This window comes from uncultured Moraxella sp. (genome assembly GCF_945873075.1).
Lineage (GTDB): Bacteria > Pseudomonadota > Gammaproteobacteria > Pseudomonadales > Moraxellaceae > Moraxella.
In genome coordinates, this window is record NZ_CAMCBS010000009.1 from 43,036 (window position 1) to 55,427 (window position 12,392).

The 12,392-nt window shown below is 46.2% G+C and carries 16 protein-coding genes; 4 read left to right on the forward strand and 12 right to left on the reverse strand.

All coding sequences use genetic code 11. From position 1 onward, the window contains the following. Position 1 precedes the first annotated feature (1 nt). The 5 genes from ilvC to Q0N89_RS04595 all read right to left on the reverse strand — a co-directional run bounded on the left by ilvC (position 2) and on the right by Q0N89_RS04595 (position 4,056). The gene (gene ilvC, locus Q0N89_RS04575) at positions 2-1,024 is read right to left on the reverse strand and encodes a ketol-acid reductoisomerase (RefSeq protein WP_294033847.1); all 1,023 of its coding nucleotides are present in this window, start codon (positions 1,022-1,024) and stop codon (positions 2-4) included. A 115-nt stretch (positions 1,025-1,139) separates the two neighbouring features. Beyond that, complete coding sequence (locus Q0N89_RS04580) at positions 1,140-1,529, reverse strand: type II toxin-antitoxin system VapC family toxin (RefSeq protein WP_294033849.1); 390 nt, start codon at positions 1,527-1,529, stop codon at positions 1,140-1,142. Further along, positions 1,526-1,798, reverse strand: a complete 273-nt coding sequence (locus Q0N89_RS04585) for a hypothetical protein (protein WP_294033851.1) — start codon at positions 1,796-1,798, stop codon at positions 1,526-1,528. The genes Q0N89_RS04580 and Q0N89_RS04585 overlap by 4 nt, the downstream gene beginning before the upstream one ends. 15 nt (positions 1,799-1,813) lie before the next feature. Next, positions 1,814-2,329 carry an acetolactate synthase small subunit gene (gene ilvN, locus Q0N89_RS04590; protein WP_078254880.1) on the reverse strand — a complete coding sequence of 172 codons (516 nt, stop codon included), beginning with the start codon at positions 2,327-2,329 and terminating at the stop codon, positions 1,814-1,816. Continuing rightward, complete coding sequence (locus Q0N89_RS04595; protein ID WP_294033994.1) at positions 2,329-4,056, reverse strand: acetolactate synthase 3 large subunit; 1,728 nt, start codon at positions 4,054-4,056, stop codon at positions 2,329-2,331. The genes ilvN and Q0N89_RS04595 overlap by 1 nt, the downstream gene beginning before the upstream one ends. Positions 4,057-4,648: 592 nt before the next feature. Between Q0N89_RS04595 and Q0N89_RS04600 the strand changes: the two genes are divergently transcribed. Both Q0N89_RS04600 and queG read left to right on the forward strand, forming a co-directional pair. Then, the gene (locus Q0N89_RS04600; RefSeq protein WP_294033854.1) at positions 4,649-5,005 is read left to right on the forward strand and encodes a DUF4124 domain-containing protein; all 357 of its coding nucleotides are present in this window, start codon (positions 4,649-4,651) and stop codon (positions 5,003-5,005) included. Continuing rightward, positions 4,998-6,167, forward strand: a complete 1,170-nt coding sequence (gene queG / locus Q0N89_RS04605; RefSeq protein ID WP_294033856.1) for a tRNA epoxyqueuosine(34) reductase QueG — start codon at positions 4,998-5,000, stop codon at positions 6,165-6,167. Before Q0N89_RS04600 ends, queG begins: the two co-directional genes overlap by 8 nt. A gap of 48 nt (positions 6,168-6,215) precedes the next feature. On the opposite strand, the gene lysM is transcribed toward queG, so the two are convergent. The 6 genes from lysM to Q0N89_RS04635 all read right to left on the reverse strand — a co-directional run bounded on the left by lysM (position 6,216) and on the right by Q0N89_RS04635 (position 10,497). Next, complete coding sequence (gene lysM / locus Q0N89_RS04610; RefSeq protein ID WP_294033858.1) at positions 6,216-6,725, reverse strand: peptidoglycan-binding protein LysM; 510 nt, start codon at positions 6,723-6,725, stop codon at positions 6,216-6,218. Between the two features lie 191 nt (positions 6,726-6,916). Further along, on the reverse strand, positions 6,917-7,153 hold the full coding sequence (gene acpP / locus Q0N89_RS04615; RefSeq protein ID WP_078254886.1) for an acyl carrier protein: 237 nt from the start codon (positions 7,151-7,153) through the stop codon (positions 6,917-6,919). A gap of 449 nt (positions 7,154-7,602) precedes the next feature. Continuing rightward, entirely contained in the window at positions 7,603-8,331 is a 729-nt protein-coding gene (fabG, locus tag Q0N89_RS04620; protein ID WP_078254888.1) for a 3-oxoacyl-ACP reductase FabG, read from the reverse strand. Continuing rightward, positions 8,328-9,287 (reverse strand): ACP S-malonyltransferase, encoded by a 960-nt coding sequence (fabD, locus tag Q0N89_RS04625; RefSeq protein ID WP_294033862.1) that lies wholly within the window; start codon positions 9,285-9,287, stop codon positions 8,328-8,330. Before fabD ends, fabG begins: the two co-directional genes overlap by 4 nt. A gap of 212 nt (positions 9,288-9,499) precedes the next feature. After that, positions 9,500-9,682, reverse strand: coding sequence for a 50S ribosomal protein L32 (rpmF, locus tag Q0N89_RS04630; RefSeq protein ID WP_003656952.1), 183 nt, complete (start codon positions 9,680-9,682; stop codon positions 9,500-9,502). 242 nt (positions 9,683-9,924) lie between these two features. After that, positions 9,925-10,497: a YceD family protein gene (locus Q0N89_RS04635; RefSeq protein WP_294033925.1), complete on the reverse strand. Its 573-nt coding sequence runs from the start codon at positions 10,495-10,497 to the stop codon at positions 9,925-9,927. A gap of 92 nt (positions 10,498-10,589) precedes the next feature. Here Q0N89_RS04635 and Q0N89_RS04640 point away from each other — a divergent pair, with 92 nt between their 5' ends. Both Q0N89_RS04640 and Q0N89_RS04645 read left to right on the forward strand, forming a co-directional pair. Next, a complete protein-coding gene (locus Q0N89_RS04640) occupies positions 10,590-11,336 on the forward strand; it encodes an elongation factor P hydroxylase (RefSeq protein WP_294033927.1) in 747 nt (248 codons plus the stop codon). Between the two features lie 8 nt (positions 11,337-11,344). Then, complete coding sequence (locus Q0N89_RS04645; RefSeq protein WP_294033929.1) at positions 11,345-11,953, forward strand: Sua5/YciO/YrdC/YwlC family protein; 609 nt, start codon at positions 11,345-11,347, stop codon at positions 11,951-11,953. 73 nt (positions 11,954-12,026) lie between these two features. On the opposite strand, the gene rplQ is transcribed toward Q0N89_RS04645, so the two are convergent. Continuing rightward, positions 12,027-12,386 (reverse strand): 50S ribosomal protein L17, encoded by a 360-nt coding sequence (gene rplQ / locus Q0N89_RS04650; RefSeq protein ID WP_078254892.1) that lies wholly within the window; start codon positions 12,384-12,386, stop codon positions 12,027-12,029. Positions 12,387-12,392: the final 6 nt, after the last annotated feature.

Below are 12,392 nucleotides of genomic sequence, written 5' to 3' on the forward strand. Positions count from 1 at the left end.
ATTAGTTCTTTTCTTTGTCGATGATTTTGTTGCCACCAATCCAAGGCATCATCGCACGCAGCTTAGCACCAGTAGTTTCGATTGGGTGCGCTGCGTTGTTGCGACGACGAGCGGTCATTGATGGGTAGTTGGTCATGCCTTCAGCGATGAACATCTTGGCATATTCGCCGTCTTGGATGCGTTTTAGAGCGTTACGCATTGCTTTGCGTGATTCTTCGTTGATGACTTCTGGGCCAGTCACATACTCACCGTACTCAGCGTTGTTACTGATTGAGTAGTTCATGTCAGCGATACCGCCTTCGTACATCAAATCAACGATTAGCTTAAGCTCGTGCAAGCATTCAAAGTATGCCATCTCTGGTGCATAGCCTGCTTCAACTAGGGTCTCAAAGCCCATCTTCACAAGCTCAACTGCGCCACCGCATAGAACCGCTTGCTCACCGAATAGGTCAGTTTCGGTTTCGTCTTTGAAAGTGGTTTCGATGATACCAGAACGGCCACCGCCCACGCCTGCTGCATAAGATAGCGCAAGCTGCTTAGCTGAGCCTGACGCATCACGCCATACAGCGATTAGATCAGGGATACCGCCACCTTTGGTGAACTCAGAGCGTACAGTGTGACCCGGTGCTTTTGGTGCAACCATGATGACATCAAGATCGGCGCGTGGCTCAACTTGGTTGTAGTGGATCGCAAAGCCGTGGGCAAATGCCAAAGTTGCGCCTTGTTTGATGTTTGGCTCGATGACATCGCGGTAAAGTTGGCGTTGGAATTCGTCTGGGGTCAAAATCATCACCACATCCGCACCAGCAACCGCATCCGCAGTTTCAGCGACTTTTAGACCAGCATTTTCAGCTTTTTTCCAAGAAGCAGAACCAGCACGCAGACCAACAGTCACATCAACGCCTGAATCTTTTAGGTTCAATGCGTGTGCATGACCTTGAGAACCGTAGCCAATGATGGCAACTTTTTTGCTTTGGATGATCGACAAATCACAATCTTTGTCATAATAGATATTTAGGCTCATAAGAGTTTCCTTGATAATTACACTGGATAATCCAGTCAGGGTGAAGTTAAATATTTACGGTGTATAAAGTATAAATACACCAACAAGTTAAAATCAAACGATTCATTGATAAAACTCACCAAAGAATTTTTGCATCAAATTGATAAATTTTATCATCTTTACTAATCAATGTCAGTCCTTCGCTGATGGCTTGGGCAACCAACATTCGATCAAACGGATCAGCGTGTATTTGTGGCAATTCACCTGCCAATCTTGCATGAGCGGTAGTTATGGATAATACATCAAAACTATTACTCATCGCCAAATGCTCAAAATCATCAATCATCAGCTTGGCAATTGGCAATTTGCCTTTGTGGTATTTAATACTCATTTCCCACAAATTTATCGCACTGACAAAAATTTGGTTATGGGGATTTTCAATTGTTTGACGGACAGCTTCAGATAACTGCTTTGGATTTTGCCACCACCAAATCAATACATGGGTATCTAGCAAATAGCCGTTCATTGACTAAGCCCATACTCATCAGTATGATCGCCACGCCACCAAGCCAATTCTTCATCACTCATCGGCTCAAACCACACACTATCATCGGTTTGAGTATTCAGATGTGCCAATTGACCTGCCACTCTGGGTTTTAATCCTTGTGATTGCGGTAATTGTTGCGACAAAGGGCTGATATGCACCTGCCCATCTTTGATGACCATTTGCACTTGTTGCTCATTTTTGATGTATGCCTGCACAACAGGTGGCAAGCTTGCCAATTCCACAATCACAATTTGCTCCTTATCTTATAAAGATAAAGTCTTCTCACCACGAGCAATACCAATCACACCTGAGCGTACCACTTCTAGGATACGATCACGACCGATGACATCAATAAAGCCATCCAGCTTACCGGCATCACCGGTGATCAAGATGGTGTAAAGATTTGGGGTGACATCGACGATTTGGGCACGGAAAATATCCGCCGTACGCTTGACTTCTTCACGGTGCGAGCCTGTAGCACGCACTTTGATCAGCATCAGCTCACGCTCGATTTGACTACCGCCACTAATTTCAGACAGGTTTTGCACCTTGACCACTTCGATCAACTTGTGTAGCTGTTTGGTGATTTGCTCAATCTTATCATTGGTAGTGATGGTCGTCAGCGTCAGACGAGAAATCGTCGGATCGTCGGTTGCAGCGACATTGAGCGTATCAATGTTGTAGCCACGCTGTGAAAACAGACCAACCACACGAGATAGTGACCCTGCTTCGTTTTCCATCAATACAGAAATCAGATGTTTATGGACTTGATTTGACATTAGGTGCGCTCCCCTTTTGATAGCCACATATCACGCATTGACTGGCCTGCCACTTGCATCGGATAGACATGCTCACTCTTATCGACATAGACATCGATAAATACAAGCTTATCATCCATCGCTAGCGCCGCTGCCAGCTCTTGTTCCATCGTCGCAGGGTTGGTAATCTTGACACCCACATGACCATAGCTTTCGGCAAGCTTCACAAAATCAGGCAACGACTTCATATACGACTGTGCATGGCGTGCTTCGTATAGCATATCTTGCCACTGCTTGACCATGCCCAGTTGAGCGTTGTTTAGGTTTAGGATTTTTACAGGTAGATTGTATTGTAAGCAGGTTGACAGCTCTTGGATATTCATCTGAATCGAGCCTTCACCCGTGATACAGACGACTGTTTTTTCGGGACGAGCAAGCTTGGCCGCCATTGCATACGGCAAGCCGACACCCATCGTGCCTAGGCCACCTGAATTCAGCCATTGGCGTGGTTCATCATATTTATAGTACAGTGCAGCGAACATTTGGTGCTGACCGACATCAGATGTGATGATGGCTTGACCTTTGGTTAGCTTATACAATGTCTCAACGACGTGCTGCGGCTTGATGGCGTGGATTTCAGCTTCCATATCATCAGCATCATAGTGTAGTCCGTGACGCTTACGCCATTCGTTGATTTGTTGCCACCAGTCGTTCAGTGCGTGCTCATCGATACGCTTATCAGTTTCTTTGAGCAGTGATAACATCTCAGTCAGCACAAGCTTGACATCACCGACGATTGGAATGTGTGCTGTGATGGTCTTTGAGATGCTTGCAGGATCGACATCGATATGGATGACGGTTGCATTTGGGCAGAATTTTTTGACATTATTGGTCACACGGTCATCAAAGCGTGCACCAATCGCCAAAATCACATCCGCATGGTGCATGGTCATGTTGGCTTCATAAGTGCCATGCATACCCAGCATACCGATGAACTGCTCACCTGAACCTGGATACGCACCCAGACCCATCAAGGTATTGGTGACAGGCAGCTTAAGCATATCCGCTAATTGGCGTAATTCATCACTGGCATTACCCAAAATCACACCGCCGCCTGAGTACAGTACTGGACGCTTGGCAGAAAGTAGGGTTTCGATGGCTTTTTTGATTTGACCGCCATGCCCTTTGTGTGTCGGTTGATATGAGCGCATCGCTACCGATTCAGGCATATGATAAGCGAATTTATCGCTTGGGTTGGTCATATCTTTTGGAATATCGACCACGACAGGGCCTGGACGACCTGAGCCTGCGATGTAAAATGCTTTTTTGATGATTTCAGGGATTTCTTCGGCACTGCGTACTTGGAAGCTGTGCTTGACGATTGGGCGAGAGATACCCACCATGTCACACTCTTGGAAAGCATCATCACCGATGAGCGTGGTCGGTACCTGACCTGCTAGGATGACCATCGGGATAGAATCCATATAAGCGGTAGCAATGGCGGTCACGGTATTGGTCGCACCTGGACCTGAAGTGGCGAGCACCACACCTGTCTTACCGGTGGTACGGCTATAGGCATCTGCCATATGACCTGCCGCCTGCTCATGGCGAACTAGGATATGCTCAATTTTATCTTGTTTGAAAAGGGCATCATAAATGTGCAGTACCGCACCGCCTGGATAGCCAAAAATGTACTCAACGCCTTCATCAATCAAGGCTTGAACCAACATCTCGCCACCAGACATCATCACCGTCTCACCACGGGCTAGGCGTTCTTGGGCTTCGTGAAAATGTGCAGTCGCATCTTTTTGGGTAATTTGCGTCATCAGTTGCATCCTTTTGCCAATCATATCGGCAATATACAGACGAAATGGCGTAGCGTGGGTCAGTAACGGACTGTCAAATACAAGATGACTTCAAAGCAAGGGCATCATGACAATGCCAACAAGAAAGGAATTGGAATAATTTCTTGTGTCTTGCAGACCGATAAGTCCTATTGCAATGTACAATCTTGCGTCATCGAACGGTAATCCGACGGCACCAATCGCACAAACGCAGCACCTGATAAATAGCTACGCCGACTCATGATAATGCTTATAACTTTTAGTATGGTTTATAAGCGTCATCAAAACAATATGAATATCTTACCCCAAAAATCCGCCCTTGCCAAGCGTATTTTGCTATTTTTGGCGTTCTTTTTTAAATTTTGTAAAAATTGGCGCATTTTTGTCAAGTATGATAAATTTTAATTATTATCTATCCAATTTTATGACAAAAAATAAATAATAAAGCCACCGAACGCATGATAAAATAGCCCTTTTGATTTGATAAATAAAACCCATGCTCAAGCGATTATTTTGGCTGATTTTGCACACATCTTGGTTGTCAGGCATCTTTGCCACAGCCATCGCTGCACCTATTTATCAATATACAGGGCAATTTGGCGAGATGGTGTATAGCCAAACACCGCCCATTGGCAAGCCCTATCAAGCCATCAGCGTGCTACACAGTGCCACCAAAAGCGACAAGATGCAACAAGACTGCCAAAAACTCAAAGGACATCTAACCACCCTAAACGCTGGCGGTGTCATCCATGAGATTGACGCATCAGGCAACAAAACACAGCTAAGCCCCGCTCAAGTCAGCGAACGCCAAGCACAAATCCGTGATGCACTCACGCAGTACTGCCATGACTAAGCCATCATCGCCACCATCACCATCACAGCCATCACGCATAGACAGCACCACCTTGCCCGATGTCGATGATGTCAAGGACTGGATTCGTGCCAAGGCGTACGAGCTTGGCTTTGCTGATTGCGGATTCTTAAGCGTACATCATCCGCTCTTTGCCGAGCAAACCCAAGCGCTCAAAGCATGGCTCAATCAAGGACTGCACGGCACGCTGGATTTTATGCACGACAATCACGAACTGCGAGCCAATCCGCATAAGCTCGTTGATGGCGCAAAGACCATCATCAGTGTACGCATGGATTATCTGCATACCCTGCCTGCACCACGACGCATCGAAGATAATGAACGCCCCAATCATGCCATCATCGCGCGCTACGCTCGGGGGCGAGATTATCATAAGACCGTCCGCCAACAGCTCAAAAAACTGGCTCGTGCCATCGAATCGGAGCTGCCCAATTGGACACACCTATCCATCGGTGCTGATAAGCCCTTTGTATTTCGGCCGTTTAGCGATTCTGCGCCGATTTTTGAGCGCCCGATTGCTGATGCCGCAGGGCTTGGCTGGACGGGCAAGCACACTTTGCTGATTAATCGCCAAGCAGGGTCGTTTTTTAACTTGGGCGAGCTGTTTATTAGCCTTGATTTGATGGGCGATACCGAGAGCCACCCTGTCAAGGTGCACTGCGGTAGCTGTACCGCTTGCATTGACATTTGCCCGACCCAAGCCATCATCGCACCGCACACGCTCGATGCTGGAGCGTGCATTTCTTATCTGACGATTGAACACAAGGGCAGTATCGATGTCAAATACCGCAAAGCCATCGGCAATCGCATCTTTGGCTGTGATGACTGTCAGCTGATTTGTCCGTGGAATCGCTATGCCAAGATTGCCACTGTGACTGATTACGCACCACGACATGGGCTTGATGAAGTGCGTCTGCTCGATGTATGGGCGTGGGATGAAGATAAGTTTATGACCAAGACCGAAGGCTCACCACTTCGGCGTACAGGCTATCTCAATCTACTGCGTAACACCGCTATTGCTCTTGGCAACAGTCAGCCTGATGACACCACCAAAATAGACACCATCACCGCACTGCAATCACGGCTTGGCATGGATGCGATGCTTGATGAGCATATTTATTGGGCGATTGATGAGCTTAAATAAAAATCCCCAAACCGCATGGCCTGGGGATTGAGCGTTTATCGTGCCAAATTAAGCAGGGATACGCAATACTTGACCAACATAAATCTTATCTGGATGGCTTAGCATTGGCTTGTTGGCATCAAAGATTTTCATATAATCATTGGCATTGCCGTACATTTCTTTGGCGATTTTTGATAGTGTATCACCTTTGACAACGGTATAAAAGCGTGATTCTTCAGCAGGCGTTTCTACTTCGATGTCATCAACGACAGTTTCGACATACTGCACATTACCCACCGCTAGGCGTGCACGCTCACGGTCTTCTTGGGTCTTAGCAGTGCCTGATAGCGTGACGGTGTCACTGTCGCTGTTATAATTCACTTTTAGACCTGCGATATTGACATTTTGTTCTTGGATACGAGCCAATAGCAGTTCGGCGATTTGCTGTGCGCTTGGTTCACTGCTTGTCGCTGGTGTAGTTGTGGCTGGTTCATTCGCCACTGGTGCGGTTGTTTGTGCTGATTTATCACGATTAAAAATTTTATCGCCGATGTCTTTGGCAAAACTAAAAATACCCATGTACTTTCTCCTACTGTTGTTAATAACTCATTGGATACCTTCATCATAAAGCACAATCCCAACAGAAATCATCCGCAATATTAGTAGAAGTGTTAATTTATGTAGCATCAGCACTCAAGCTAAGCGATATTGTAACTCAACAAAAAACCGTTGATAATGATATCAACGGTTTTTCAAGTATATAATCGCTATTAAGCAACTTTTGCAGTTACATAGTCGATTGCTTTTTGAACTGTGGTCAGTTCTGCAGAATCTTCATCAGGGATGGTGATGCCAAAACTGCTTTCAAATGCCATCACTAGCTCAACTAGGTCTAGTGAGTCAGCGCCTAGGTCATCCATAAATGATGCGTCGTTTTTGATTTCATCAACGCTTAGACCTAGTTGCTCAGCTACTGCGTCTTTTACTTTGGCTTCGATATCGCTCATGGGTAATTTCCTTTGAATAAAAGAGCCATCAGCACCACGCTGAAAGTTGGCTCATATGAAACTTGAATCGTATCATAAAACATTTGCCCAAAAAGTGCAAGCGTTTATGAATACATATGTACACTTTTTTCAATGATAATGGCAAACTTGTACTTTGTCAATGCTTTTAACTAATTTATGACATTAAGCAATCATCGCTTAAGTCCAATCAATGTTTGCCAAGCCATACCAACCGCTAAACACACGGAACAAATGGTTATCAAATATATTAGGTTTAGGCAATCGGGTTATCGAAGTGGCTGGCGTTTAGTGCTAGGCAGGCGAACGCAGGTGTATAAGCACAATCCATCGTCACACTAATCGGGGCTAGTGCTAGGCAGACGAGCGATGGTGTACATTTAGTACATCGAGCGAGTCTAACGACGCAATAGCCACGATTAGCAAGACGATTACATGTACATACCGCCATTAACTGCTAGCACCGCTCCCGTAATATAGCTTGCATCATCACTGGCTAGGAATGACACCGCTGCGGCGATTTCTTCTGGCTGACCCATGCGACCCATTGGCACGGCATCTAGCATTGAGTTGAGCAGGCGCTCATCCAGCTCTTCGGTCATGTCAGTTTCCACAAAGCCGGGTGCAACACAGTTCACCGTCACGCCACGAGAGCCGATTTCACGAGCGAGCGCACGGCTAAAGCCTTCGACACCTGCTTTGGTGGCGGCATAGTTGGTTTGACCTGCATTGCCCATTTGACCGACGACTGATGTGATATTGATGATACGACCATGACGGGCTTTCATCATGCCACGCACCGCACGACGGCTCATGCGATAGATAGAAGTTAGGTTGGTATCGATAACACTTGCCCAGTCTTCATCTTTCATACGCATCAACAGACCGTCTTTAGTGATGCCTGCGTTATTGACAAGCACATTGATACCGCCATAGACACTGTCAATTTCTTCAAACAGTTTATCCACATCTTCATCACTGCAGACATCCAGCACACGGCCGATACCGCCTGATTCGCTCAAGTATTCTGCGATGGCGTCAGCGCCTTTTTCGCTCGTGGCTGTACCGATGACAAAATGCCCTTCGTCGGCGAAACGCTGTGCAATTGCCTTACCGATACCACGGCTTGCGCCCGTTACTAGTACAATTTTACGACTCATACCAAATTCTCCAATTTTTCTAATCGTGCCAATTTATCCGTTGGCAATGCTGTGATTGGGGTAGCTTGACGCTTGGCAAGGTTGGATAATACATTGCCCGGGCCACATTCGATAATCAGCTCAATCTCTTGGTCAGCAAGCTTTTGCATGGTTTTTGACCATTGGACAGGCATAGACAGCTGTTCGGTCAAAGCAAGCTTGATATCCGCTACATCGGAATGCACTTTGGCATGGCGGTTTTGGATAACGGCAATTTTGGCTTCACCAAAGGCGGTTTGGTTTAGTAGTTCAGCCAATGCATCGCTAGCAGGATTCATCAGCTCACAATGCGATGGCACAGAGACTTTGAGCGGTACGGCTTTTTTGCCAAGTGCTTCAACAGCCGATAGCACACCTGCCACGCCCACTTCTGTGCCTGCGACCACGACTTGCCCCGGGCTATTAAAATTCGCCGCATTGACGATGCCTGTGCTACCGCTGACTTCTTCGCATAGGCTTGCCACTTGTTCATCTTCAAGCCCCAAAACAGCCGCCATCTGCGTATCCATGCCCTTGACCGCTTCAGTCATCAGCTTGCCACGCTCATGCACAAGCTTGGCAGCATCGCCTAGGCTTAGCACGCCTGACGCCACAAGCGCACTATATTCACCGAGTGAATGTCCTGCCAAATACAGGGGCTTCAATGACTGCTTGGCAAGTAGCGGCTCAACAATACGCCAAATGGCAATGCTTGCGGTCAATAACGCAGGCTGTGTAAATTCGGTCTTGTTCAGACGGCTGTCATCTTGGGTCACTTCCCACAAATCAAAGCCAAGCGCACTGCTTGCTTCATCAAACGTCTTGTGCACCACATCATAAGTCTCAGCCAGCTCATTCATCATGCCGACTGTCTGCGAGCCTTGACCAGGGAAAACCACCGCCAATCGCTTGGCAACTGTGGTGATGTCTTGTGTCATAATTCACCTATGTAAAATTTAGCCAACACACGCTTGGCTTGATTGGAAAATTCAATAAAAATATTTTGCCAATTTTATCACAAAAAAATACATTTGTTTACCCAAATGTATCAACTGGCCGCACAATTCACAAAATCTTATTCCGACCCAAATAAAAAACCAAGCCCATTGACTTGCAATGTTGGCTTGGCTTCATCATCACACAGTGATGCTTAGCTATCTTGGCTAACCTTGAATAGCTGACGACCACGGTAGAAACCGTCTTTGGTCGCGTGGTGGCGAAGGTGTTTTTCGCCAGTAGTAGAATCGATGCTTAGCTCAGCAATAGCGATATGGTCGTGTGAACGACGCATGTCACGGCGTGAGCGGCTCTTGCGGTTTTGTTGAACTGCCATGATAGCTCCTAATTAAGTCAGTGGGCAGTTTGTGCCCATCAAGAAATAAACGGTTCGTGCGTCTTTGTCAATTTGTGTCAATGCGATTAAGCATCAATCGCCGTCCATCATAGACCTATGCACAATAAACGCTGTATTATACGCAAAAATCTTGCAAATTTCAAAGCCTAATCGCAAAAATTTACAAAACTTTTCATCAAATTGTATTTTCAATCACACTCAATCTCATTAAGTGATTGATATTATGATAATTTACCCTTTAAGGCTGCCAGTGCTGCAAAGGGATTTTCTTGGATTTCTTCTTCGATTTCGTCACCGACCGACTCCACCAGCATCTCACAGTCGGCGTGGCGTGGCGATAATGGCAATGCCAAAATCAGCTCATCTTCGAGCAAATCTTTGACAGGTAGCAATCGGCGAGCAGATTCACCAAGCTCATCAATCAGCACATATTCAGCGCCATCAACCAAGCCGATTTCGCTCTCATCACTCAATAACGCCAAGCGATATTCGCCCGATAAATCAATCGTAAACGGCTCAAGACAACGCTGACAGCCGACATTGGCACTGCCTGTTACTTGATAATCCAGCCACAATACGCCGTCTTGTTTTGCCAAATCAAACACCACCTGCAAAGCGTCGCCACCCACCATCTGCTCATTTAGGCGTGGCAATTCATCAATGGCAATCTCACCTTGCCAATGAAAGCCAATATCCGCCCATTTTTCAAGCAGGATATTGTTTGGTAGCGTTTGATTATCGGGGTGTTTGTGCGTGTGTGTCATGGTCGTCAAAATCTTGGGATAAGCTAGCATTATGGCATATTTTTGCCAATTTCAAAAGTAAAATTTCTCAAACAAAATCAGCCAAAGATATTATAATAACAGTTTTTGACCTTTGATGAATCATGATTGACTTTAATCAGCTCTCGCCCGACATTGACATCTGTACAGCAGCCAGCGATACGACGCACGCCCATCGTATTCATACACTATGGCAAGCTTTTCACCAAAATAACGCCTTGATTGTTGATGCCGAGCATCTATTTGCCCAAATCAGCGCTGATGATTGGCAAAGTTTTTATCACACTTGGCAAGCCATCAAGCACGATACGCAGGCCGAAGTCGCACTCACCGATTGGCTTATCCGATTGTTTGATACCCTGTTTAATAATGCACAGCTGATGCAAATGCCGACACGGCTCGTGCGTGGTGATGGCGAACCTGAATATTTTCCTGCCGATGAGCAGGATGTGGCACGCATTGAGTTTGCACATGGATTTTTTCAAAGTGCGCTACATGAGATTAGCCACTGGTGCGTGGCGGGCAGACACAGACGCACGCTGAATGACTTTGGCTATTGGTACGAAGCAGACGGTCGCAATGAGACGACGCAGGCGATTTTTGAGCAAGTTGAAATCACCCCACAAGCCATCGAGTGCTTATTAAGCCTTGCACTTGGGCGTTATTTTTATGTCTCGCAAGACAATATCAATGCCGATTTTGACACATCCAAAAGCACCTTTGCCCAAGATGTCTATGCCAAAGCACTGCATTATCTGAATGAGCCACACACCCTGCCAAGAGATGCCAGACGGCTGTTGTGGGTGTTTTTGACACTGACGCACACGCCATTTTATCAATCCATCAACTAGGAAACTGCATGAACACCTACTATCCACACCCCGACAACCCACAAGAGCGCATCATCAACCAAATCATTGATGCCCTGCAAAATGACAAACTGATCGTCTATCCAAGTCAGCACGGCTATCAGCTTGCCATGAGCCTATCTGCCAAAGATGCCCATACACAAGCATCTCGTATGGGCAATTGGCAAACTATGCCGCACGCTGTGCTTATTTGCCAAAACTTAAGCCAAATCACCCACTATGCTGACATGGATAATTTTGCCCATCGCATCATGAAATCAAAGCTTGGCACGGGCATTGATTTTGCCCTTAATCCTACCAAGCTGACACCCAAAAAATTCATCCATGACAAAACCAAAACCATCGCCGTACGACAAGCCACCACAGCCATTGAACAGGCATTGGTTGATAAACTTGGCGAAGCATTTGTGAGCCTACCCATCATCATCGATGGCGAGCCACTTAATTATGACAGTAGCTATGAAGTGGAAATGGCAGTAGAAAATTTGGTGGATGGCTATATCAATGCCGGTGAAATTGCTCAAAGCACACCGACGCTTGTCAGTCTTATCGATGAGAGTGCCACCGTACTTATACAAGGTGATGCACAAATTGATTAACAATAAGAAAAGTAAATCAAAGATAAAACAAAACCCTGATTAAATAATCAGGGTTTTTTAGCAGTGTGGTTGATTATGGACGGTCAACCAACTCTACATATGCCATAGGTGCATTGTCACCATCACGGAAACCGCACTTGATGATACGCAGATAACCACCTGGACGAGTTTGGTAGCGTGGACCAAGCTCAGCAAATAGTTTACCTACCATATCTTTGTTACGCATACGGCTGAATGCTAGACGACGATTTGCAACGCTGTCTTCTTTTGCCAAAGTGATTAGTGGCTCAGCAACGCGGCGAAGCTCTTTTGCTTTTGGCAAAGTGGTTTTGATTAGCTCATGCTCGAACAATGAGTTAGTCATGTTCTGGAACATAGCCTTACGATGGCTGCTGGTGCGACCCAGCTTGACTCCGCTTTTACGATGTCGCATGGTCAA

What these genes read in the sequence shown, in the direction of transcription:
- Q0N89_RS04640 (WP_294033927.1), top strand. Translation starts at nt 10,590, where the DNA reads ATGATTGACTTTAATCAGCTCTCGCCCGACATTGACATCTGTACAGCA.
- rpmF (WP_003656952.1), bottom strand. Translation starts at nt 9,682, where the DNA reads ATGGCAGTTCAACAAAACCGCAAGAGCCGCTCACGCCGTGACATGCGT.
- queG (WP_294033856.1), top strand. Translation starts at nt 4,998, where the DNA reads ATGACTAAGCCATCATCGCCACCATCACCATCACAGCCATCACGCATA.
- fabD (WP_294033862.1), bottom strand. Translation starts at nt 9,287, where the DNA reads ATGACACAAGACATCACCACAGTTGCCAAGCGATTGGCGGTGGTTTTC.
- ilvN (WP_078254880.1), bottom strand. Translation starts at nt 2,329, where the DNA reads ATGTCAAATCAAGTCCATAAACATCTGATTTCTGTATTGATGGAAAAC.
- lysM (WP_294033858.1), bottom strand. Translation starts at nt 6,725, where the DNA reads ATGGGTATTTTTAGTTTTGCCAAAGACATCGGCGATAAAATTTTTAAT.
- acpP (WP_078254886.1), bottom strand. Translation starts at nt 7,153, where the DNA reads ATGAGCGATATCGAAGCCAAAGTAAAAGACGCAGTAGCTGAGCAACTA.
- Q0N89_RS04635 (WP_294033925.1), bottom strand. Translation starts at nt 10,497, where the DNA reads ATGCTAGCTTATCCCAAGATTTTGACGACCATGACACACACGCACAAA.
- Q0N89_RS04580 (WP_294033849.1), bottom strand. Translation starts at nt 1,529, where the DNA reads ATGAACGGCTATTTGCTAGATACCCATGTATTGATTTGGTGGTGGCAA.
- fabG (WP_078254888.1), bottom strand. Translation starts at nt 8,331, where the DNA reads ATGAGTCGTAAAATTGTACTAGTAACGGGCGCAAGCCGTGGTATCGGT.
- Q0N89_RS04595 (WP_294033994.1), bottom strand. Translation starts at nt 4,056, where the DNA reads ATGATGTCTGGTGGCGAGATGTTGGTTCAAGCCTTGATTGATGAAGGC.
- Q0N89_RS04645 (WP_294033929.1), top strand. Translation starts at nt 11,345, where the DNA reads ATGAACACCTACTATCCACACCCCGACAACCCACAAGAGCGCATCATC.
- Q0N89_RS04600 (WP_294033854.1), top strand. Translation starts at nt 4,649, where the DNA reads ATGCTCAAGCGATTATTTTGGCTGATTTTGCACACATCTTGGTTGTCA.
- rplQ (WP_078254892.1), bottom strand. Translation starts at nt 12,386, where the DNA reads ATGCGACATCGTAAAAGCGGAGTCAAGCTGGGTCGCACCAGCAGCCAT.
- ilvC (WP_294033847.1), bottom strand. Translation starts at nt 1,024, where the DNA reads ATGAGCCTAAATATCTATTATGACAAAGATTGTGATTTGTCGATCATC.